Origin of the sequence: Desulfurivibrio modestus, assembly GCF_044068625.1 — a bacterium.
Taxonomy (GTDB): Bacteria; Desulfobacterota; Desulfobulbia; order Desulfobulbales; family Desulfurivibrionaceae; genus Desulfurivibrio.
The window spans coordinates 1-22,220 of record NZ_JBIPKH010000023.1; the positions used below are offsets into that span (position 1 = coordinate 1).

A 22,220-nucleotide genomic window follows, 5' to 3' on the forward strand; every position below is an offset into this window, starting at 1 on the left:
ATATTTCCAAATAGAGTCCTCGCTGAAGTGCCCCAAATGGGCAATTTTAGCACGTAGCAAAATGGCTACCTCTCGGTCTTCTCCTTGTTTTTCGAGTTTGTCCTCGGGGCATTTGATTGCAAGCATTTGAATCTCTTCGTGATGACTCTTAAGATCGGCAAGAAAATCGATGAATTCACCCAGATTCTTGTCAAACCAGAAATAAGGGTATATTGGGCCATCCTTCCCGTCTAACCATTCTCGCCTGACCCCAAAGCTATCACAGGTTCTATTGAGAACATCCTCAGTAAGGGCTAGGAGCAGTTTTTTATCGGTACTAACATCAGCCAGCGAAAGGTTGTTATCTGGTGCCAGGAAACGAGGCAACTGGGTGCGTTCGATGCCATGAGATTTGTAAATTAAAAGAAACCGTTTTACGAGATCAAGGGTTTCGTTCTTATTCTGCTGAACTTCCTGAGATTGCCCCTTGCGATATTTGCTCTTTAAATACCGCCACCCCCCATAAAGGCCACCAATGATTGTTACTAAAGCAGCGCCGCCTTCCAGTATCATGACGCCACCAAGACCCGCTTCAAGGCGGTGCTGAGCCGAGTGCGCGGGGCCATCAGGACATGGCCGGTCCAATTGAACACGTCGGCGGTCCGCATGCCATCCGGCTTGCCGTCGATGAAAAACATTTCCAGGGATTGGCCTTTGTTTATAGTCCGACCAACTCTAACACATTCCACAGGAGTCATTTAATTTCCAACTCGTCTACACCCATAGCCACCAATAGTGCTATGACCGCTAGATTTGGGGGCAATTTGAATTTGTACCGTTATGCGTTCCCTCAACGCCGGCACATGCGAAATTACGCCGATTAGTTTTCCTTCCTGCTGCAGACCTGCAAGGGTTTCTAGGGCAGTGTCAAGGGCGTCCTCGTCCAGCGTGCCAAAGCCTTCGTCCAGAAACAGCGAATCCACCCGGACATTCTTGCTGGCCATATGAGACAAACCCAGAGCCAAGGACAGACTGACGATAAAGCTTTCGCCGCCTGAAAGATTCTTCGTAGACCGGATTTCCCCCGCCTGGTAGTTGTCAACCACGTTGAGTTCCAGGGGCTGCGTGTCATCACGGACCAGCAAGTAGCGGTCGGTCATTTTCTGCAATTGCCGGTTAGCGTGACCAATCATCATTTCAAAGGTCAGCCCCTGGGCAAAATTGCGGTACTTCTTGCCGTCTGCGGAGCCGATCAGTTCGTGTAGATTCTCCCACCTGCGGCATTCTTTTTGCTGGGCTTCGATAGCCGTTTGCTTTTCCTTTATCCGCTCTTTTGCAGCCGTATTTTCACTCAGCTTGTGCTTGAGGCCGGCAATGATATCCCGCAACTCTTTCAGGGATTCTTCGCACTCTTTGAATTGGGGTTCGAGCTCATTCAGTGATTTATCGGTAACCTTTCTGGCCATTTCCGTGGCCACACGGGTTTCCCGATCCTTTCGCCTGGCATTGAGGTCTGCTTGGCGATCATCCAGCTCCTTGGCCTTTGTAGCCAACTCATTCCTCTGTTCAAGGGGCAGTCTGGCCTCTAAAAAATGTTCTTCATCTGAAAAGCTCACATGCACAAACGTTGCGGAAAATTCAACTTCCAACCTTTTCAGTTCCGGCTCTTGCTGGGCGATGCGCTTTTGCAGAGATTCAACATGGGCCTTTGCGGTATTCCATTTTTGTTGCAGTTCATTGTGCTGATCTCTGGCTTGCTTTTCAGCACTCTCGGCATCAGAAACAGCCTTGTTGAGGCGGAGTTCCTCATCGTCAGGGTTCTTTTCACCGTACAAAGCTTTTCTCTCGTCACTTCCGGCGGTGTACTCCTTGTTCAAGGTCTCCAAGCGTCCCCGTTTTTCGGCCAGGGCGGTGCTTTGAGTTTCGATAACCGCATCCAGTCGCTTCATCTCGCTGTCGAGATCGGCAATCTGTTTCTGGATTTCAGCTTTTTTCTTAATCTGGCCTTGCCATGCCTTCAGCCGCGCCCTGAGGGTCTCGGGCAGTGATGCAAGGTCCGTCTCGGGGATGTCCGTAACACCAAGCGGAAGGAGTTTTCTTGATACGGCCAGCTTGTGTTCGGTAAAACCAGAGCGGAGTTTTTCCAGGCCTTCCTTTATCTCGACAATGGCTCTCTCGGCAGCCTTCTTGTCATTCGCCGCTGCTGACTCCTGCTTTTCTGCATCCGTCAGGTTTTTACGGGCCAAAGCCTCCGCTTCTTCAAGTTTTTTGATAGCGGCTTCCTGATCCTCAGCCTCGCTGATCAGCTTGGTCAGCGCGTCGATCTTCTGTTCGGCTTCATCGGAAACGGGCACATTCCCTTCCGCGAAGGGGTGCTCGGTTGCACCACAGAGCGGACAAGGCTTGCCGTCTTCCAGTTTTGCCCGATGATCTTCAAGCTCAGCTATTTTCGTCAGGAAAGCCATTTCACGCAGCAGGGTTTCCTTCTCGGTGCGGTATTCTCGCAACAAGCGGTCCCCCAGTAGCCGGCTTAAAGCATCTTTGCCTGCCTGAAGCTGTTTTGATGCACCATCCAGCTCCTGCTTCCGAACGCCGAATCGCTTCTGACAGTCGTCGAGTGACTTTGTCGTCTGTTTCAAGACCTTCGCGGCCTTTTCTTGATCGGTCTCTTTCTGCTGGATCTCTTTTTGCCTGGAGAGCAGGCCGCTCAACTGTTCTTCAACGCCAGCCAGGCCGCTAATCAGCCATTCATCCTGTGCATGCTCCTTGAGATACCCGTCAACAATTTCAAGAGTCTCATGAGCCTTGGAGCGTTTTCCCTGCTCTTTGAGAATGGTTTGTCTGTCTGCATCAATCTTATCCACATCCTTCTTGCAGCCCTCTTCGCCTTCCGTAACAGCCTTTTTCTGATCAGCAAGTTTCTGATCGAGGGAGCGAACCTTCTGCAATGTAGGCGCGGCAGTTTTCAGCTCAGCTTTGACACGAGCGGTTTGTAGTTCAGCCGATTTCAGCGACTCGGCCTGTGCCTTGGCGGAGGACTCCAAGCCAGGAAGAGCCACTTCCTCAGCATTCAAAGCTTTTCCGTCATCCGCCTGCTGCTTGCGGGTGGCGGTGAGCGTTGCGTATGCGCCATCCAGAGAGGCTGCGCTCAAAGCCCGGTTGAGCTTTTCACGATCCGGCTTGAACTCATCGATATCGCTTTGCAGCCTGCTCGCCTCATCGGCCAGATTGACGATTTCCTTCTTCAGGCCATCGATGGTGGTAAGCCAGGCAATGGCCTTCTCGGTGTCAGCGGACTTGACGGTGAGGTCTGCCTCTTCCTTCTGCTTTGTCTCGAGTGCCTGCCCAATCTCTATTTCCTGCTCCGGCTCAAGAATCACGATTCCTGCCGTTTCAGCCAAGAGCAGGTCCAGTTTCCCCCGCTCTTCGCGCTGGCGCTCATGGACACGGATGGATATCTGGCTGTAGATCTCTGTACCCGTTATCTGCTCCAGGATCGGAGCCCGCTTATCCGCTTCAGCCTTGAGAAAGGTATCGAAACCACCTTGGGCCAGCAGCATGGACCGGGTGAAACGATCAAAATCCATGCCGGTAGCCGTCTCGATCTGGTCAGCGACTCCTCTGATCTTGGATTCGAAAATCTCACCGGAATCGGCATTGGCGATCTCATGCTTCGGGGCCTGGAGCTCGCCAGCCGGCTTCTTGCGCGCCCGGTGCTGGCTCCAGTGACACCGGTAACGCCCAGTCTGGGTTTCGAAGGTCACCTCGGCAAAGCATTCGCCGGTCTGGCGAGACATGATTTCATTTCCGCTCTTGGTGACCTTGTTAAGCCGAGGTGTCCGGCCGTAAAGAGCGAGGCAAATGGCATCGAGGATCGTGGTCTTCCCCGCCCCGGTGGGGCCGGTGATGGCAAAGATGCCGTCAGACGCAAAGGCCGGGTGCGTCAGATCAATCTCCCATTCTCCGACCAGTGAGTTCAGATTCTTGAAACGTACCTGCAGTATCCTCATCGACAGCCTCTCTACTCCGCCTGCGCATCGTCTTCATAGAGAGACGAGAGCGCTTCCTGGTAGGCCCGAAGCAGCTCCGGCCGCTGATTTTCGGGTACGTCATGAACGGCGAGGCATCGTTCGAACACATCATTCACGTTCAGGTCGTCAAGTGTTTCCTCTGCATGGATTTGTCCTAGCACCCGGTCGATGATCCGGTTGTTCTTTATCCGGAGGATTTCCATTTGGGTGCCGGAGATCGCAGCCTCCAGACGCTCACGCAAGTCGCCAATAAACTCAATGCCGTCGTAGATGACTTCGAGCCAGCCTTGGGAGCCAGTTGCCGACAGATCGAGGATGCGGCTTGAGATGCCGTCCCAGCCTCCCTTGACCCGCTCAAGCTTTTGAAACACCGGCACGTCGATCAGTTGTACGGATGCGGCCATGCTCCGAAATTCAACCTGGCAAACACTCTTCTGCAGTTTTGCCTCGCCAAACCCCATGGGCAGAGGAGAACCGCTATACCGGATGGTTTCGAAGCCGTTCACCCTCTGCGGGACGTGAAGGTGTCCAAGCGCCAAGTAGTTGAAGCATTCAGGGAAAATCCCGGCCGTCACATGAGCCAGGGAGCCAACATAGAGTTCACGCACGCCATCGTCGTCGACGGTTTGGCCGCCGGCAGTAAACAGGTGTCCCATAGCAACGACGGGAATATCAACACCGAGTTCATTGCGCTTCTGCTCGGCCAGGGCGGCGACGGTAGCATAATGATTGCGGATACCGTCAATCAGCTTCCGCTCCTTATCCTCGACACTCTCGCCAGCTTCCGCCACGCGGATATCTCTGTCCCGGAGGTAGGGCACGGCGCAGACAATCAGTTCCGGAACATCCTGCTCATTATGGAGCACCAGCACTTCGTCTTCCTGGTCTTCCGTGCTACTACCGACTACGTGGACATCAAGGGCTTTGAGCAGCTCCTTGGGGGCATTGAGAAAGGAAGGAGAATCGTGGTTGCCCGCGACAACGACAACATGCCGACAGGATGAGGCGGCCACCCGGCACAGGAAACGGTAATAGATCTCCTGGGCTCGGTTGCTCGGAGTGCTGGTGTCAAAGATGTCACCCGCCACCAGCAGGGCATCAATTGCATTCTGTTGAATCGTCTCCGTCAGCCAGGCCAGAAAGGCTTCGAACTCCTCATAGCGTTTTCGCCCGTATAGGGTGCGGCCGATGTGCCAGTCTGATGTGTGAAGAATTCTCATACTGTTACCCGGCCACCGCAGAGGCAGAGCGCTTCGCGTATTCTTCACGCCAATTTTTTAGTGAAGTCATATCGGCCAGAAGTTCGTCTGGCTTCGGCAGTTCTACTGGTGATTCTGTAGGTTGTGAGTGTTCAAACACTGAGTATTTGGTCATGAGGGAATCAAGGAGATTACAATCCGCGCCCTTCAGCTTGGCTAGATCCTTGAGCTTCAACGTATGGACCGGACGCTGGAATCTTTGAACCACCCCGCAAAGCAGATCATTTTCAATGGCTCTCTCTACAAGTATTCGAAAATCACTGCAGATGGATTTCAATTCTCGCTCCGCGCGGTCAAAATCTCCATCATCACTCGCCTTCTTTGCATCCTGGTAACGCTGATTCATAAGAGTGTTCAGGGCGGCTTTGATGTCACTCTGTGAAAGAGGAATGGGAGCTGGCTCTCCGGCACCCCAGCCCGCAGAGCGAATGCTAACCACATCGGGCTTGATGGCTTTCTTCTCGGCAAAATGCCTGACAGTTCCCAACAAGGACAGGCGGTGAGTAAAGACAATGACCTGCTTGTCCTGTGACAACTCGATCAGCCTTTGAACCACGGCCTCCTCATAGCTTTGGTCAAGCGAGGATATTGGATCGTCGAAGATAAACGGGGCCTGGTTGCTCTTGCCGGTAACGTCGGCTAAAAATGCCGCAATGGAAACGATCCGGTTTTCTCCCTCGCTCAAGACATCGGCAAGGCCATTATGAGAGGCACCTCGAAGCTGGAGCTTATGAAGGACTCGGCCCTTGGAGACTTTTGATTTCACGAGCTCAACCTTCACCTGAGACGCTCTGATGGTCTTGAGTTCCTCGTTGAATCTTTGCACAAATGCTTCTGTGATCAATGCTTCTGCCAGATCCCCTTTTTTCTGAGACAGGGCTTTGGTATTGGTCAACTTCTTGGCTACCTGAATCTGGTGCAGCAGCTTAAATCGGTTGACTTCTTCATCGATGGCGACGCGGTGCTCAGACAACCACTTTCTGGCCTGTAAACTGTTCAGCTTTTTTTTGACTTCGTCTCGATTGTCGCTTTTGGCGTCTTCGTCATATTTTGCCGCGAGTACACCGAGGCCATTCGAATGGGCGTTGGCTTCTTCGATCCATTTCGGCGACAGCAGAGGACCGGGAATGGCTTCTTCGGGAGCGATCCCAGGGAGCTGGTCTTTCCTAGCCTGCAATTGAGCAAAGAATTTCGTCACCTGGCTGGCGACCTCCTCCTGTGGAATGCCTGCCGCATCGATACGTGTCTTCAGCGTCTCCAATGTCGGCAACGCCTCGATAGTTTTACTGGCGGTCTCATATTCCTTGGCCGCATCTATTGCGGCTTTTTGCATTTCACCCTTCACGAAACTTTCGAAGGAGCTCAATCGATTCTTGGCCTCATGGGTCAAGGGCTGATGGCACAGGACACAACGCGAACCATCAGAAACATTCGGATACTCGGCTTCTTTGTAGGCAACCGATACGGAGTAGTTACGGGCCGCTTCCCAAAGCTCTTTCCAGACATCAGAACCGATTCCTTCCAACTCGCCGTCAGCGAATACCTTTTCTGCCACCGTATCTGCCGCTGTCTTCTTGAGGATGGAATTCTTCTTGGCAGCAAAGATCCGTCGGCAATTTTCGTCTGATAATTGCTTCAGATACTTTTGGGCATCTTGGACCAGCGTGTCTATATGTTGCTTCTGCTTCCTGAGCTGCTTCGCTTTTTCCGATGGTGCCTGTTCAGTTAGGCGCTGTTGCAGCGTTTGCATTTCAGTCTCGTCAGTGCTGCCAAAAGTGCAATGCTTGCCGATGTCTTGGGGTGTAGTCTTTGCACTGATGGATTCGTACCAGATACCTTCTAAGGTCGCTTTTTTATCGGCTGGGATATTCGGTTTTTTTGATTGGTGACTATAGGCCTCAGCGTCCAAAGCAGCTGCGACCTTTTCACATACCAGGATAAGCGAACTAAAAAATGATAATACCGGCGGCTCGTAACTTACCTCGTCTTCACTGTTGACAAAGACTTTGCCAAATGAGGTGTCAAAGATATCAACGCCGTTGAGATCATCGCAGACGCCATGTCCTGACCACGTATGGATCTTAGGAATGCCGTCCTTCTCAAATGAAATGCTGGCCTTCTGTACAACGGTGCCAGGCTTATAAACATTGCGGTGCAGGATACCCGGTTCGCGGGCACCGCATACATGCTTGAGAAGCCTGACATAACCAGATTTACCGGACCCATTATTGCCGTAAACAACCGTGATATTGCCTTTTCCAAACTCTAGAGGCTTTTTCGGAGCCAGAGCGTTTACTCCTTCGACCTCACTGATTGAACACAAACGTAAAGTGCCTGCAGCGCCTTGGGAAAACGCGGAAGCAGGCAAGGAACAAGCCGTTTTGGGCAGCTTCCCATCGGCTTCCTGCTGGCACAATGCAGCAATCTCAGCGATGTCCTTTTCCGAAAGATCAGCTTGTTTAAGGAGTCGCGTTGCCGCAATCTGGAGCCATTGGGGTCGTTCTGAAAACCACTTGGTCAGTAATGCCGAGGCTTCGCTCATGTTATTCTCCGGTCAGATTAAGCCCATTGAGCCTTAATAGCGGTTGTTGTGACTAACGAAGTTTTTGCGCATACCCCTTGCGAACAACGCGATTGATGAAGCTGTTGAGCCCGTGGCCTGCTACTGCAAGACCTTGCATCTCCGCAATGTTAGCCACGCCGGCACTTTGACTGGTGTAAAGATAGGTGGCCCCATCTCTAAATTGGACTGTGATTGACCCTTGACCAATCTCATACGCCGCAACACCGGAGTCACCACCAATATTTTTATACCTTTCCATAAGTCCCATCCCCCTTGCTTTTATTGGTTTTATTTATATTGCCAATTTTTCCTGCACGACAAGTTGCTCTGGATTTTGTGGAACGAGTTGACCGGAAAAGGCTTTTTTGAGGGTAGCTTGGCGTAGAATCTCGGATTTCCTTAGCCCAGTAAATATTTCCGAATCTAACGCTTCGATACTGGCCAGCTGCTTGTCTAGCAATGAGACAATCTCTTTTTGCTCCGCTATTGAGCAAAGAGGAAATTCTATCTTCTGCAAGCCAGTGCCAGTCAAATGCTTGATTGTTGTCCCGGTAAAGTACGTTGCAATGCGCTGTGTAGCGGCAGCATAAACGATATAGTAATAGGCAAAGTTAGGATCGTAGGATTCCGTGAAGCGAACCCTATGCAGAGCCTTTTGTATGAACATTTTGCCGGAGTCACCTTTCCAGATCGCACAACGTGCCGGTTCGCCTCCCTCGCAAATAACCAAGTCATCTTTATGTAAACCGTATCGTTTTTTTTCTGAATCCTCGATCTTCATTGATTTCAGATTGGCAAGATCAAATGCCCCCCAGCGCACATTGATATTGCCCAAATACGGACACATGGTACCGGTATTTTTTTCTTTGTCGAGCATCTTTCCAAGAACTGATTCCGCAGCCAAGTCACCCAACTTAATAGTTGTCCAACCGGCAGGCAGTGGATAATTGTCAGATCCGTCAGCAGTGAACAAGAGGGGCTTAGATGGCTTACCCGTCTGCTTGCCCTCTTTACCGTTTTTCTCCCATGCCTTGACCGCTACTTTCCACTCTTGCAGTTGTTGCTGGTAGCGGGTTTCGCGTTCTTGCTGGATGCGGGCGAGGAGTTGTTCGGGGGATTCGAGCTTGTCGGCGTTTTCCTCGCGCCAGCGGGCGGTGAGTTTGCCTTCGAAGGCGTGTTTGAGGACGGCCTGGCGGTAGATTTTCAGTTGTTCGCGGGCGGTTTTGAGGGATTCGACGCCCTTGTCCAGTTCAGAGAGCAGTCCTTCGATTTTGGCTATGATCCGGTTTTGCTCGTCCACGGGAGGCAAACCAAATTCCAGTTCCTCCACAAAGGACTTTGTCACTGCCTTGAACGTTGAGCCGGTTCCTTTATCGGAAATATCGGGCTCTATACTGCGAAAAAGATAGAAGATAAATTTGGGGTCAATATTTCCCTTCGGATGAATGGCCGCCAACCCTCGGCCAATGCACGATCTTTCCTTTGCCAGATTGGTTGGTCCCACCGGCGCCCGAACCGACAGCAAGGTGGCACCGGGCTCCGCTATTTTTTTCGGCTCAGAGCAATATTTGTCCACTTGCGGGTAAATATCGCCGAATTCCGCTTTTCCCTGAAAAAATGGCAATCCGATTTTGTTGTGGTTGTAAGTCTTGGAAGATGGAGACTGCCCCATAACAATGCGGGTGAACTCCGGCAATTTGCTAATCGTCCAGCCAGCGGGGAGTTCGCCGTTTTTTAAGTTGATCGCCTTACTCACGCCGCCAGCTCCCTGTTCAATTCCTCAATCACCTCGTCCATTCGGGTGCCGAAGAGTTGGTGCATCTTGCCCAGGCCGCCTTGGGCGTTGAAGGGGGCCATTTCCAGGTCGTCGCGGTCCAGGTGGAAAGAGCTGGTGATGTGGTCGCGGATCATGTGGAGCCAGGCCATCTGTTCTTCGTTGAATTTCTGGCCGGCGCCGCTGTGGTGCTGCATGATCCAGCGCTGGAAGTTTTTGCGGACGGTGGCGGCGTAGGGGGCCAGGGTCTGGTCCAGGCCGCAGACCCGGCGGACCAGGGCCACCAGGGCGGTCAGTTCGCTGAGCGGGCCTTCGCCCTGGTACTGGTCCAGGTGGGCGTAAGCCTGCCAGACCCGCAGGGGGGCCAGCTTGGGGCGGTCCTGGCGCAGGCGCTCCCGCAGTTGGCTGATCATCTCGTAAGTCACTTGAAAGCGGCGGGCGGGGTGGCGGAAGTAGATGGTCAGCGCCTCGATCTCGTCGCGGTGTTCCTCCAGGTAGGCGGCGAAATCCTGGACCAGGGCTTGGGCGTTGGCGGCGGTGTCGCCGGCCCATTCGGCCTTTTCCAGGTTATCCAGGTTGTCATGGTCGATGATCTGTTCCTTGTCGCGGCGGATGGAGTCCAGCAGTTCGATCAGCGGGCCGGTGAAGACCTTGGCGGCCTGGCCCACCAGTTGGGCGCGGGCCTGGTTGCGGGCCTCCTCGCCCGGTTCGCCGGTGGGCGGCAGGTCGGCCAGTTGGCAGGCGGTTTGTTCCACCGTGTCCGGGTCGATGGCCCGGATCAGTTGGCCGACCATGTTGGCCAGGGAAACGCCGCCGGCCTGGTCGCTGATCCGCCGGCGTTCGTGGTCGCCAAGCTGGCGGTCCAGGCGGGCCAGGCGGCCGGCCAGGGAGGAGACGGTGTCTTCGTCCCGCGCCCCCATCATAACCCCCATGGCCAGGTCTTTCAGCGACACCGAGGGTTTGGTGATCAGCGGCTGGCTGGCGGTTTTCAGCGATTTGGTCACCCCCACCGCATCGACGATCACGTAGTGGGTTTTGCCGCCGGGGGCGGACGGGGTCACCTTTTTCAGGCCGTCGGCGTCCAGGGTGCGGGTGCCCCGGCCCTTCATCTGCTCGAAGTAGTTGCGGCTTTTGACATCGCGCATGAAGAGCAGGCATTCCAGGGGTTTGACATCGGTGCCGGTGGCGATCATGTCCACGGTGACGGCGACCCGGGGGTAGAAGTCGTTGCGGAACTGGGCCAGCACCGATTTGGGGTCTTCGTCGGCCTGGTAGGTGATTTTTTTACAAAACTGGTTGCCCTCGCCGAACTCCCGGCGCACGGTGTGGATGATGTCGTCGGCGTGGCTGTCGGTCTTGGCGAAGATCAGGGTTTTGGGGACTTCCCGGCGGCCGGGGAAGATTTCCGGCAGCTTGTCCTTAAAGGCGCGGATCACGGTGGCGATCTGGTCCGGGTTGACGATGGCGCGGTCCAGTTGTTTGGCCGTGTAGGCCAGCTCTTCATCCTGGATTTCCCAGCGCCGGCGGCGGGTGAGGCGTTCGCGCTTCTCCACCTGGCGGGCGGCCCGGATGGTGCCGCCCTTGATGCCGCGCTCGGTTTCGATCACAAACACCTCGTTGCCCACGTTGACCCCGTCGGCCACCGCCTTTTCGTGGTCGTATTCGCTGACCACGTTTTTATGGAAGAAGCCGTAGGTGCGGCTGTCCGGGGTGGCGGTAAGGCCGATGAGGTAGGCGTCGAAATACTCGATCACCTGGCGCCAGAGGTTGTAGATGGAGCGGTGGCATTCGTCGATCACCACGAAATCGAAAAACTCCGGCGGGATCCTGGGGTTGTACACCACCGGCAGGGGTTGTTTGGGCTTGACCGTTTGCTCGGCGGGGTTGGCCTCTTCGGCGGCTTCGTCCAGGGGTTCGTCCTTGAGCAGGGAGTAGAGGCGCTGGATGGTGCTGATGCAGACCTGGCTGTCCGGCGCCACGTAGGAGGACTTGAGGCGCTGGACCGTGTAGAGTTCGGTGAACTTGCGGTTGTCGTCGTTGGGCAGGTAGCTCATGAACTCCTGCTCGGCCTGTTCGCCCAGGTTTTTGGTATCCACCAGGAAGAGGACGCGGCGGGCGCCGGCATGTTTGAGCAGCCGGTACACGGCGGTGATGGCCGTAAAAGTTTTGCCGGAGCCGGTGGCCATCTGGACCAGGGCCCGGGGGTGGTCCGCCTGGAAGGAGGCTTCCAGGTTGGTGATGGCGCTGATCTGGCAGGCCCGCAGGCCGGCGGGGTTGAGCGGCGGCAGGGTTTGCAGGCGGGCGCGGAGGGTGTCGGGTTGGGCCAGTTGTTCGGCCACCGTGGCCGGGGTGGGAAAGTTGAAGATTTCCCGGGCCCGGGGTTTGGGGTCGCGGTTGTCGGTGAGGCGGGTGATGATGCCGGTGGCCTCGCAGACCAGGGGCAGCGGGGTGTGGTTGTTGACCCACTTGAGCTTGGCGGCGGCGTAACCGGCGGCCTGATCTTCGGCGGCGGTGAGCTTGTGGCCCTGTTCTTCGGCCTTGGCCTCGATTACCCCGGCGGCCTGGCCGTGCACGAAGAGGACGTAATCGGCGGGGCCGACGTCGGTGCGGTATTCGCGCACCGCGATGCCGGGGCCGGCGTGGAAGTCGATGGCCCTGTTATCCTGCACCACCCAGCCCGCCTGGGCCAGTTGCCGGTCGATACGGTCGCGGGCGAGTTGTTCCGGGTTCTGGTTGGGCGGCAAGGTTTTGTTCCCTCCCTCGTCAGGCGGCCTTTTGCCGGCTATCGACATAGGCATCCAGCAACTGTCTGATCATCCGCTGATATTGAGTGTGATGCTTGCCGGCCTCCTCCTTGAAAAAGGATACGCTCTTTTTGCTCAGGGTAATCGTCACTTTCACCGACTCTTCCCGAAAGGCAAGTTCTTCCGGAGAGGGGAGAAAGTCCGGGATGACCCGCAAATCCCCAAGGGGTTCATCGCTGTACTTGATTTTCCTGCTCATAAATCACCTTTCCCTTGCGCCAGTACCCGGCTCCGATAATGCGGATCACTTGGTCGCGATAAGTAAATCTCACGGTGAGGATGCCGCCGCCAACCTTGCCAAAACAGTAATAGCGCTTTTCCTGGTCGCTGTGGTTCAAATCTTCCGCAATCACGCGGCGAGGATCGGCAAATGCATATTGTGCTTCGCTGAAACCGACCCCGTGTTTCCGCTGATTCTCCCGGTCTTTGTTGGGATCCCATTCAAAATCCGTTTTTGGCATATCGTCACTTTATCACAACCGGGGCCTAACGCCATATTTTTTTATGGCTGACCAGTGGGCTGCGGCTACCGCAGGTTACGGGGTCTTGAGGCCGGCCAGGACCTGGCGGAAGCTGTTCAGGCCCGCTTCCAGGTTTTCGATGATCTCTTCGGCCAGCTCATCGGGCTCCGGGAGGTTGTCCAGGTCGGTGAGGCTCTTGTCCTTGAGCCAGAAGAGGTCCAGGCTGGTTTTGTCGCGGGCGATCAGTTCCTGGTAACTGTAGCTGCGCCAGCGGCCTTCGGGGTTGTTGGCCGCGTCCCAGGTGGGGGTGCGCTGGTGGCGGTTGGCCGGGTGGTAGCACTGGACGAACTCGACCAGGTCGCCGTAGCCCAGGGGCTTTTTCTTCAAAGTGTGGTGGATGTTGGTGCGGTAGTCGTAGTACCAGACCTCTTTGGTCCAGGGGTGGGGGCTGGCCTCGCGGTTGTCGAAAAAGAGCACGTTGGCCTTGACCCCGTGGGCGTAGAAGATGCCGGTGGGCAGGCGCAGGATGGTGTGGAGATCGGTGTTTTCCAGAAGCTTGCGGCGGATGGTCTCCCCCGCCCCGCCTTCGAAGAGCACGTTGTCCGGCACCACCACCGCCGCCCGGCCGGTAATTTTGAGCATGGTGCGGATGTGCTGGACGAAGTTGAGCTGCTTGTTGGAGGTGGTGGCCCAGAAATCCTGGCGGTTGTAGGTGAGTTCGTCGGTTTCCTGCTCGCCCTCCTCGTTGGTGAAGCTCATGGAGCTTTTCTTGCCGAAGGGGGGATTGGCCAGGACGTAATCGAAGCTGCGGGGCGGCGGGGCCACCAGGGCGTCGTTGGGGGAGATGGGGCTTTCGCCGTCGATTTCGCCGATGTTGTGGAGGAACATGTTCATCAGGCAGAGGCGGCGGGCGCTGGCGACGATCTCGTTGCCGTGAAAGGTCTGGTTTTTGAGGAACGCCTTTTGGGCCTTGTCCAGCTTGTAGTTGGCTTGGTTGTTGATGAAGTCGTAGGCGGCCAGGAAGAAGCCGCCGGTGCCGCAGGCCGGGTCGGCGATGGTTTTCAGCGGCTCCGGCCGCACGCATTCCACCATGGCCCGAATCAGGGGCCGGGGGGTGAAGTACTGGCCGGCCCCGGACTTGGTGTCCTCGGCGTTGCGTTCCAGCAGCCCCTCGTAGATGTCGCCTTTCACGTCGGCGCCCATGGTGGCCCAGCGAGTGCTGTTCACCATGTCGATCAGGCGGTAGAGCTTGGCCGGGTCCTGGATCTTGTTCTGGGCCTTGGTGAAGATCTGGCCCAGCATCCCCCGGCGGGTGCCCAGTTTGCGCAGCAGTTCCACATAATGGACTTCCAGCTCGGCACCCCGTTTGGCCCTCAGGGTGGGCCAGCGGTATTCGGGCGGAATGCCGACATCGCGGTTATAGGGCGGCCCGGCGTATTCATCGGCCATCTTGAGAAAAATCAGGTAGGTGAGCTGTTCCAGGTAGTCGCCGTAGCTCACCCCGTCGTCGCGCAGGGTGGTGCAGAAACTCCAGACCTTGGAGATGATGGGAGCGGTGGGGTTCATTCAGCGGTTTCCTTCTGCGGAGCTGTTTCCGGTTTGGCGTTTCCGTTTATCCGAGTTCATGATTTTTCCCAAAGGAGTGAAACCGGCACCGCCGGCAGCCTTTCACCGAACGATGCGGTGCTCATGGCGGCCAAAGGCTAACCTGACTGGCGTCCGAATGAAAGTATTGTTTCGTCCAATTGAGATGTTTACCCCCATGTCGATTATGACCTTGGGGGGCTTAATGTAACGTACATGGCTGATCAGCAGCGGTGGCGCCAGCGGTTTACGGGTTTTTGAGGCCGGCCAGAACCTGGCGGAAGCTGGCCGGGGCAGGATACGGTTGTTTTTTTGAGCCCGGTCAGGTAAAAAACCGTGATCTTATGGGCCCGGCATTTTGCCCTCCAACCCGGCCAAGTGGACTTACGATCACATCGATTCTGGGGATTTTAAGGTTTGCACATGAGTTTTCTGCTCCGACATACGAGGACGAAATACTTCCTGGCGCCGACGCTGGTGGTGGCCTTCCTGTGCGTGTCGCTCTGGCAGTCTTCCCATGTGCATCATCAACATGGTTCTGCAGGCGCAGAACTTACTTTCGGACACAGCTCTTTTGTTTCCGGGCATGCAGACTGGCATCATGGCGAGGCCGAATCCCACGGGGAACACAGCCACGATGCGCCGGATAAAGTCCCGCATTTACATAAGAACAACACCGGCTGGAAGACTCTTCGCGGCAAGGCCGATGGTGACAATCAGTTAAAGATGCCCGCGGTATTCTCTACCCGGGAAATCGCAATTCCCAACCCGGAAGCCGGCACCAGCCAAACTCCATATGTCATGGTCGACAGCGGTGCTTGGGTTGGCGGCCGTCCCCCCGCCCGCGCCCCGCCCGCCATCTCCCGTTTCGCCTGATCTTTTCGTTTACTCATCCAAACAACCGTTCTTCAAAGGGATCGCTATGAAAATGTTCAAGATCCACCCGGTCGGGAGTGGCCTGACGTGGTGTTTTGTCCTGTTGGCGCTGGTCCTTCTCGGCGCGCTCGACGCGCTCGCCCACGGCGTGACATCAGGTGACAAAGGATATATCCAGGAAATCAGCGGCGTCATGACCCTGCCGTTTATCTATCTGGGGGCCAAGCACATGGTCACCGGGTATGACCACATACTTTTTCTCTTCGGAGTTATCTTCTTCTTATACCGCCTCAAGGACATTGGCATCTACGTCACCCTGTTTGCCGTCGGGCACTCGGTGACGCTGATCGCCGGGGTTCTGATGAATGTCAGCGTCAGCGCCTATCTGATAGACGCCATCATCGGTCTCTCCATCGTTTACAAAGCACTGGACAACATGGGGGCGTACCAGCGGTGGTTCGGCTTTCAGCCCAACACCAAGTTGGCCACCCTGATTTTCGGGCTCTTCCACGGGTTCGGCCTGGCCACCAAGATTCTGGAATACGAGGTGGCCGCCGAGGGGCTGCTAACAAATTTGATCGCCTTCAATGTGGGGGTGGAGTTGGGGCAGCTCATGGCCCTGGGCCTGATCCTTATTGCCATGGGGTACTGGCGGCGCACCAAAGGATTCATGCGCCACGCCTATGGCGCCAACGTACTGCTCATGACGGGAGGTTTTCTGCTCGTGGGATACCAGTTGACCGGCTTCTTCGTCTCCTAGACCAATCAAATAATTACATTCAAAAAAGGATATAAAACCATGCAGCATATACCAAATCCGGCAGATTTGCCGTCAAGCGCCAAGCTCATCAAGTCCACCTTCGTGGCCGCCGTGGTGGCCGCTTTTCTTCTGGTTGTCGCCATTCTACCCGCCGAGTATGGCATCGACCCGACCGGGTTCGGCAAGGTTCTGGGGTTGACCAAGATGGGGGCAATCAAGACCTCCCTGGCGCGGGAAGCGGCGGCGCAGGGCACCATTGAACCCGCCGCCATACAGCCCGTGCAACCAATTCAGGAAGAGGTACCGACAGCGGTCGAGCCGGTCACCGAGCTTCGGAAGGACAGCATGGAATTCTCCCTGGCCCCCAACGAGGGCAAAGAGATCAAACTGACATTGAACAAAGGGGAGCGGGCGCGCTATGCCTGGTACACCGATGGGGCCGCCGCCAACTTCGACGGTCACTCCGATTCCGTCAAGCACAAGATCGACTACAGGAGCTGGCAGAAAGGGCGCTCCCCGCGTGAAGAGGGGGAACTGGTTGCGGAATTTGACGGAAAACACGGCTGGTTCTGGCGCAACCGCACCTCAAAGCCGATGAAGATCACCCTGCTGGTGGAGGGGGAATACTCCGAGATCGAAACGGTCCTCTAAGCCTTATCCCGGTCGAATCAAATCCCCCGCAACAAACTGCGGGCGATTTGATTCGGTTTTTTGTAAAAGGACTTCTTGACACCGATTTTCTTCATCTCACCGGGAACAAAATCAATTTCGCAAGGTCGGGTGACCGTGAAAAAAACCTTCGTTTATCTTGCCCTGTTCTGTCTCTTCCTGCTTATCGCCGGTTGCGACCGCGCCCCCCGGGGGGCCCAAATCGACAGTCCGGCCCCGGATTTCACCTTGGTTGACCTCCAGGGTAAGACCTGGACCCTGGCCGAAACCAAGGGCAAGGTGGTGTTCCTCCATTTCTGGGCCACCTGGTGCCCCTCCTGCCGGGATGAGCTCGCCCCCATTCAGAGGCTTTACGCGCAGTTGCCGCGGGAGCAATTTATTACCCTGACCGTGCTCTATAGCGACGATCCCAATCTGGCCCAATCGATGCTGGCCCAAATCGGCGCCAACTTCCCCGTCGCCGTCGATCCCGACGGTAAAGCGGCCAGGGATTACGGGCTGACCGGGGTGCCGGAAACCTACATCATCGACCGCCAGGGGGTACTCCGCCAGAAACTGGTGGGAGCGATTCATTGGGACTCCCCCGGAGCCCGGCAGATGCTGGGGCAATATCTCACCGGCAAAAATAACAGTTAGCGAGAAGAGTTTTCCCATCAACGATTACCCCGCCGGGAGTTTAAGCTATGTCACAATCCGACAGAACAACGAATACCAACTGGGCACTGCTGTTCTTGTGTTGGCTTTTAGTCAGTGGTGCAACGCTGACAAGCATCTTTTTCAGTTCCGTTCTAGAGTATCAACCCTGTGTCCTCTGCTGGTATCAGCGGATCTGCCTGTTTCCTTTAATCTTTATTTTCGCTGCTGGTCTTTTCCCGACTTTTGACAAAAGCGTCGTTAAATATGCCCTGCCACTGACGATCTTCGGTGGATTGATTGCCCTTTACCATACCTTGCTATACGCAGGAATCATTCCGGAAAACATTCAGCCCTGCACACAGGGTGTTTCCTGCACGGAACAATATTTTGAGCTGCTCGGATTTATATCAATTCCGATGCTTTCATTTTTCACATTTGCAACCCTTGCCACCCTATTAATCATCCTGCAAAGGAGAACATCAAAATGAAGTATGTAATTGTTGGGGTAACCAGTTTGGTGTTGGTTTTAGCTTTCGTGATTGGCAGTAATTATTATAAAGAACAGCAAATACAAAAGTATGGCTTTATGGCGGCAGATAATGCCGAGCTTTTTGTCAGAGATCATTCGAAGACCCTGGGTAGCGATGATGCCAAGGTTTACCTGGTTGAGTTTATGGACCCGGCCTGTGAAACCTGCGCGGCCTTTGCCCCCTTTGTCAAACAAATCATGGATAAATACCCCGGCAAAATCAAGCTGGTGCTCCGTTACGCCCCGTTCCATGATGGTGCCGACGATTTTGTCAAAATTCTTGAAGCCGCCGGGATGCAGGGCAAATACTGGGAAACCTTGAATCTCATGTTTGAAACCCAGAATATCTGGGCCAATCACCATAATTATCAACCGCAAAGATTATGGGACATCCTTCCCGGGGCGGGGGTGGATATCGAACAAATCAAAAAAGATATGCATGACCCTGCCATTGCAAAAATCATCGAGCAGGACATGGCCGACGTGAAGACGCTCAATGTGCAAAAAACTCCCGGTTATTTCGTCAACGGCAAACCACTGCAAACTTTTGGATACAGGCAGTTGTACGAATTGATCCAATCAGAGTTGAACGCGCAATACCCCAACTGAATCAAAGGGGTTCAAAACGAAGGCCGGACGCCTGTTTGACGTCCGGTCGATTCTCGCAATTCCAGAAAAACGGGGACATCCGTGGATCTCCCCGTTTTTCTATTCCCTTCCTGTTTTCCCCGGACAACCGGGCCACCTCTCATTTTGATCAACCAGTAATCAGGATGGACAGCCGGCCACCGATAAAGTATAATGGCCGGTTCCCTCTTCCGACCGGCGGGCTTTAATTTTTGCCGCCGCTCTACCCCATCTACTGGAGCCCCTCTTTATGATTTCTGCCTTTCAGACCGTCCGACGGGACTGGTTTGCCAATTTGCGTGGTGACACCCTTGCCGGGCTGGTGGTTGCGCTGGCCCTGATTCCCGAAGCGATTGCCTTTTCGATTATCGCCGGAGTCGACCCCAAAGTGGGGCTTTATGCCTCCTTTTGCATCGCCGCGGTCACCGCCTTTGTCGGGGGCCGGCCGGGCATGATCTCGGGGGCCACCGGGGCCATGGCCTTGCTGATGGTGGTCCTGGTGAAGGTGCATGGCCTGGAATATTTGCTGGCGGCGACTTTGCTCACCGGCCTGCTGCAAATCCTGGCCGGCACCCTGCGGCTCGGATCATTGATGCGCTTTGTCTCGCGCTCGGTGGTAATCGGCTTTGTCAATGCCCTGGCCATCCTGATCTTTCTGGCCCAAATTCCAGAACTTACCAATGCCGGCTGGCAGACCTACGCCCTGCTGGCAGCCGGTCTCGGACTGATTTACCTTTTCCCCTATCTGACCCGGGCGATCCCCTCGCCGCTGGTCTGCATCGTGGCGCTCACCTCCTTTACCATGATCTTCGGGGTGGATGTGCGCGTCGTGGGTGATATGGGTGCTCTCCCGGACAGTCTGCCCATCTTTCTGTTGCCCGACATTCCGCTGAACTTTACCACCCTGACCATCATCTTTCCCTTTGCCGTAACCTTGGCCGTGGTCGGGCTGCTCGAATCCATGATGACCGCCACCATTGTCGACGATCTGACCGATTCGCCCAGCAGCAAGAATCGCGAATGCGTCGGCCAGGGCGTGGCCAATATCGCTTCGGGTTTCTTAGGCGGCATGGCAGGCTGCGCGATGATCGGCCAATCGGTGATCAACATCAAATCGGGCGGCCGGGGCCGGCTCTCAACCCTGCTCTCCGGGGTCTTTCTCCTGCTGATGGTGGTCTTCCTCGGGGAGTGGGTGGCCCAAATTCCCATGGCGGCGCTGGTGGCGGTGATGATCATGGTATCAATCGGAACCTTCAATTGGGAATCGATTCGCAACCTGCGCAAGACCCCCAAATCTTCCACCATTGTAATGACCGCCACCGTGGTGGTGGTGGTGGCGACCCACAATCTCGCCCTGGGGGTGCTGGTGGGGGTGCTGCTCAGCTCCCTGTTCTTTGCTTACAAGATCAGCAGAATCATGTATGTTGGCTCCAACTTAAGCGATGACGGCCTCACCCGGCAATACACCGTAATCGGCCAGGTATTTTTCACCTCGGCCGACAATTTCATAGCCTCATTCGACCTCAAGGAGGCGGTAAAAAGAGTGCAAATTGACGTCAACCGCGCCCATTTCTGGGATATCACCGCCATTGCCGCCCTCGATAAGGTTGTCCTCAAGTTCCGCCGGGAAGGGACGGAAGTCGAGATTATCGGTCTGAATAAAGCCAGCGAAACCATGGTGGATCGCTTTGCGATCCACGACAAACCCGATGCGGTAGAACGGCTGATGGGTCACTAAAGGAGCCACACCATGAAAGATCTTGTCCTCGCCTGCATCGATGGGTCCACTTATAACCCGGCCGTGTGTGACGCCGCCGTTTGGGCAACGCGCCGCCTGGATGCGTCCTTAACCTTTCTCCATGTACTCAGCAAGGGACAACAGCCCCCGCGCACCGACCTGAGCGGCAACATCGGTCTGGGCACCCAGGAGTCCCTGCTTGAAGAGTTGGCCGCCATTGATGCGCAACGGGGCAAACTGATCCAGGAGCGGGGGCGCCAGATCCTGGCCGCCACCAAAAAGCGGGCGATTACCGCCGGTATTGCGGCGCCCGAGGTGCTGCAGCGGCATGGCGGCCTGGTGGAAACCCTGACCGAACTGGAAGAGGGTATCGCTCTGCTGGTCCTTGGCAAACGAGGGGAAGCGGCGGAATACGCCTCGGAGCACCTGGGGAGCCACCTGGAACGAGTGGTCCGCGCCATACGGCGGCCCATCCTGGTGACCCCAGTGGAATTTTATGCTCCGCACCGCATCATGCTCGCCTTTGACGGCAGCGCCACCACCCGCAAGGTGGTCGAGATGGTGGCGCGCAGCCCGCTGTTCCAAGGCTTGCCCTGTCACCTGGTGATGGCCGGCGCCGATACCGCCGAAAATCGCGACCAACTGGCCGCGGCCCGGCAGATTTTGGAGCAGGCCGGTTTGGAAGCGCCGGCCGTGATTCGGCCGGGCGAAGCGGAAGAGGTACTGGCGCAATACCAGCAGGAGCATAATATCGGGATGATCGTCCTCGGCGCCTACGGCAAGTCGCGCATTCGCCATCTGTTGATCGGCAGCACTACCACCGCCATGCTGCGGAAATCAACGATTCCCCTGCTCCTGTTGCGCTGAATGCGCTTGGGGGAATAAGCGACCCAGAACGAAGGGGGGCGGGGCGGAAACGTTTGCTTCAGCGTCCGGGGCCTGTACCCCTGGCGGCCCGGCGGTCGGCGACTCGTCCCTCGATGTCGGCATAAAGTCCATTATCCAGGCACCTCGTCACCATGGCTTCTGCAAGCCCCCCCAAGTCAGGATTGACAGAACCGCCTTCTTCGATCTGGCTTACGGTTTCTGCCAATTGTTCAATTATGGCCGCCAGAACAGCCTCCCGGCGCGCCAGACGTTCATCAAGATCCCCACTATCGAGCACCGGACCCAAGCCGTTTTTCAGGCCGTTCATGGTTCTGGTCACCACTCCGGCGATATTGCGCATTCTCTCACTCGGTATTGATTGCACAGGCGCTTATCGAGCATCCCACAGTCGCAGATAAAAATATAGGTTGAATTTTTTTTATTATATAGTAATTATTACTATAAGAAAATAGATGCCCAACCTCAAAGGAGCAAGCCATGGAAATTAAAATTGCTAAGAATCTGGTTGAACTTAAGCCAAACAGCCCCCAAGAAACAGCAGGCATGGAAACTTTGTGGCGTTTGCTGGTCGATTGTGTGCGGGAAAACCGCAAAATGGTGCCGGTGGGTGAGTACGTGCCCAGCAAAGAGAATCTAGCCCGTTTTTATATCGAAGATATGCCAGGGGGCAAAACCGAGTGGTCCGAAGAAAAAGCTGCCGGCGACGGAGCCTATTACTGCGCCACTTGCAACAAGTACATGAATGTAAAAAAAGGTGCCGACGTTCCCAAGTGTTGTGGGCGTGACATGGAAGCCATGGATTGATTACAGCAAAGCACAGGAGGTAAGCTTATGGACAAGTATGAATGCCCTTGCGGTTACGTGTACGATCCTGCGGTAGGAGATCCGGATAACGGGATCGAGGAAGGGACCCCCTTTGCCGACCTGCCGGACGACTGGGTTTGCCCAAAGTGCCAGGCCGAGAAGGAACACTTTTACAAAATTTAAAACTATCCCCATCTAAAACAGAAAGCCCCCGCACCACAGGATTTCCTGGTGCGGG

The 22,220-nt window shown here is 55.4% G+C and carries 22 protein-coding genes; 10 read left to right on the forward strand and 12 right to left on the reverse strand.

Going from position 1 to position 22,220, the window contains the following annotated elements:
• The 10 genes from ACHHRT_RS11670 to ACHHRT_RS11715 all read right to left on the reverse strand — a co-directional run.
• Window positions 1-552 (reverse strand): hypothetical protein (locus tag ACHHRT_RS11670; RefSeq protein ID WP_395499950.1); only part of this gene is annotated, 552 nt, incomplete at its 3' end.
• 185 nt (window positions 553-737) lie between these two features.
• Window positions 738-3,989: an AAA family ATPase gene (locus tag ACHHRT_RS11675; protein WP_395499951.1), complete on the reverse strand. Its 3,252-nt coding sequence runs from the start codon at window positions 3,987-3,989 to the stop codon at window positions 738-740.
• 11 nt (window positions 3,990-4,000) lie between these two features.
• Window positions 4,001-5,230, reverse strand: a complete 1,230-nt coding sequence (locus tag ACHHRT_RS11680; protein ID WP_395499952.1) for an exonuclease SbcCD subunit D C-terminal domain-containing protein — start codon at window positions 5,228-5,230, stop codon at window positions 4,001-4,003.
• Between the two features lie 4 nt (window positions 5,231-5,234).
• The gene (locus ACHHRT_RS11685) at window positions 5,235-7,811 is read right to left on the reverse strand and encodes an AAA family ATPase (protein WP_395499953.1); all 2,577 of its coding nucleotides are present in this window, start codon (window positions 7,809-7,811) and stop codon (window positions 5,235-5,237) included.
• A gap of 52 nt (window positions 7,812-7,863) precedes the next feature.
• Window positions 7,864-8,091, reverse strand: coding sequence for a hypothetical protein (locus tag ACHHRT_RS11690; protein ID WP_395499975.1), 228 nt, complete (start codon window positions 8,089-8,091; stop codon window positions 7,864-7,866).
• Window positions 8,092-8,124: 33 nt separating this feature from the next.
• On the reverse strand, window positions 8,125-9,588 hold the full coding sequence (locus ACHHRT_RS11695) for a restriction endonuclease subunit S (protein ID WP_395499954.1): 1,464 nt from the start codon (window positions 9,586-9,588) through the stop codon (window positions 8,125-8,127).
• Window positions 9,585-12,350, reverse strand: a complete 2,766-nt coding sequence (locus ACHHRT_RS11700; RefSeq protein ID WP_395499955.1) for a type I restriction endonuclease subunit R — start codon at window positions 12,348-12,350, stop codon at window positions 9,585-9,587. Before ACHHRT_RS11700 ends, ACHHRT_RS11695 begins: the two co-directional genes overlap by 4 nt.
• Window positions 12,351-12,369: 19 nt before the next feature.
• Window positions 12,370-12,609 (reverse strand): CopG family transcriptional regulator, encoded by a 240-nt coding sequence (locus ACHHRT_RS11705; protein WP_395499956.1) that lies wholly within the window; start codon window positions 12,607-12,609, stop codon window positions 12,370-12,372.
• Window positions 12,581-12,871: a BrnT family toxin gene (locus ACHHRT_RS11710; protein ID WP_395499957.1), complete on the reverse strand. Its 291-nt coding sequence runs from the start codon at window positions 12,869-12,871 to the stop codon at window positions 12,581-12,583. Before ACHHRT_RS11710 ends, ACHHRT_RS11705 begins: the two co-directional genes overlap by 29 nt.
• Window positions 12,872-12,946: 75 nt before the next feature.
• Window positions 12,947-14,437 (reverse strand): type I restriction-modification system subunit M, encoded by a 1,491-nt coding sequence (locus ACHHRT_RS11715; RefSeq protein ID WP_395499958.1) that lies wholly within the window; start codon window positions 14,435-14,437, stop codon window positions 12,947-12,949.
• A gap of 441 nt (window positions 14,438-14,878) precedes the next feature.
• Here ACHHRT_RS11715 and ACHHRT_RS11720 point away from each other — a divergent pair, with 441 nt between their 5' ends.
• Complete coding sequence (locus tag ACHHRT_RS11720; RefSeq protein WP_395499959.1) at window positions 14,879-15,331, forward strand: hypothetical protein; 453 nt, start codon at window positions 14,879-14,881, stop codon at window positions 15,329-15,331.
• A gap of 13 nt (window positions 15,332-15,344) precedes the next feature.
• Here the strand turns inward: ACHHRT_RS11720 and ACHHRT_RS11725 are convergent, their stop codons facing one another.
• The gene (locus tag ACHHRT_RS11725) at window positions 15,345-15,476 is read right to left on the reverse strand and encodes a hypothetical protein (protein WP_395499978.1); all 132 of its coding nucleotides are present in this window, start codon (window positions 15,474-15,476) and stop codon (window positions 15,345-15,347) included.
• 3 nt (window positions 15,477-15,479) lie between these two features.
• Here ACHHRT_RS11725 and ACHHRT_RS11730 point away from each other — a divergent pair, with 3 nt between their 5' ends.
• From ACHHRT_RS11730 to ACHHRT_RS11760, 7 genes are all read left to right on the forward strand, one after another.
• The gene (locus ACHHRT_RS11730) at window positions 15,480-16,091 is read left to right on the forward strand and encodes a HupE/UreJ family protein (protein WP_395499976.1); all 612 of its coding nucleotides are present in this window, start codon (window positions 15,480-15,482) and stop codon (window positions 16,089-16,091) included.
• A 39-nt stretch (window positions 16,092-16,130) separates the two neighbouring features.
• Window positions 16,131-16,742 (forward strand): transmembrane anchor protein, encoded by a 612-nt coding sequence (locus tag ACHHRT_RS11735; protein ID WP_395499960.1) that lies wholly within the window; start codon window positions 16,131-16,133, stop codon window positions 16,740-16,742.
• 129 nt (window positions 16,743-16,871) lie between these two features.
• Window positions 16,872-17,396: a TlpA family protein disulfide reductase gene (locus ACHHRT_RS11740; RefSeq protein ID WP_395499961.1), complete on the forward strand. Its 525-nt coding sequence runs from the start codon at window positions 16,872-16,874 to the stop codon at window positions 17,394-17,396.
• A 47-nt stretch (window positions 17,397-17,443) separates the two neighbouring features.
• On the forward strand, window positions 17,444-17,884 hold the full coding sequence (locus tag ACHHRT_RS11745; protein ID WP_395499962.1) for a disulfide bond formation protein B: 441 nt from the start codon (window positions 17,444-17,446) through the stop codon (window positions 17,882-17,884).
• Window positions 17,881-18,534, forward strand: a complete 654-nt coding sequence (locus ACHHRT_RS11750) for a DsbA family protein (protein WP_395499963.1) — start codon at window positions 17,881-17,883, stop codon at window positions 18,532-18,534. Before ACHHRT_RS11745 ends, ACHHRT_RS11750 begins: the two co-directional genes overlap by 4 nt.
• 268 nt (window positions 18,535-18,802) lie before the next feature.
• Entirely contained in the window at window positions 18,803-20,290 is a 1,488-nt protein-coding gene (locus tag ACHHRT_RS11755) for a SulP family inorganic anion transporter (protein WP_395499964.1), read from the forward strand.
• A 12-nt stretch (window positions 20,291-20,302) separates the two neighbouring features.
• Window positions 20,303-21,157 (forward strand): universal stress protein, encoded by an 855-nt coding sequence (locus ACHHRT_RS11760; protein WP_395499965.1) that lies wholly within the window; start codon window positions 20,303-20,305, stop codon window positions 21,155-21,157.
• Between the two features lie 58 nt (window positions 21,158-21,215).
• Here the strand turns inward: ACHHRT_RS11760 and ACHHRT_RS11765 are convergent, their stop codons facing one another.
• Entirely contained in the window at window positions 21,216-21,518 is a 303-nt protein-coding gene (locus ACHHRT_RS11765; protein ID WP_395499966.1) for a hypothetical protein, read from the reverse strand.
• Between the two features lie 137 nt (window positions 21,519-21,655).
• Between ACHHRT_RS11765 and ACHHRT_RS11770 the strand changes: the two genes are divergently transcribed.
• Both ACHHRT_RS11770 and ACHHRT_RS11775 read left to right on the forward strand, forming a co-directional pair.
• Window positions 21,656-21,982: a hypothetical protein gene (locus ACHHRT_RS11770; protein WP_395499967.1), complete on the forward strand. Its 327-nt coding sequence runs from the start codon at window positions 21,656-21,658 to the stop codon at window positions 21,980-21,982.
• A gap of 27 nt (window positions 21,983-22,009) precedes the next feature.
• Window positions 22,010-22,165 (forward strand): rubredoxin, encoded by a 156-nt coding sequence (locus ACHHRT_RS11775; protein ID WP_395499968.1) that lies wholly within the window; start codon window positions 22,010-22,012, stop codon window positions 22,163-22,165.
• Window positions 22,166-22,220 lie beyond the last annotated feature (55 nt).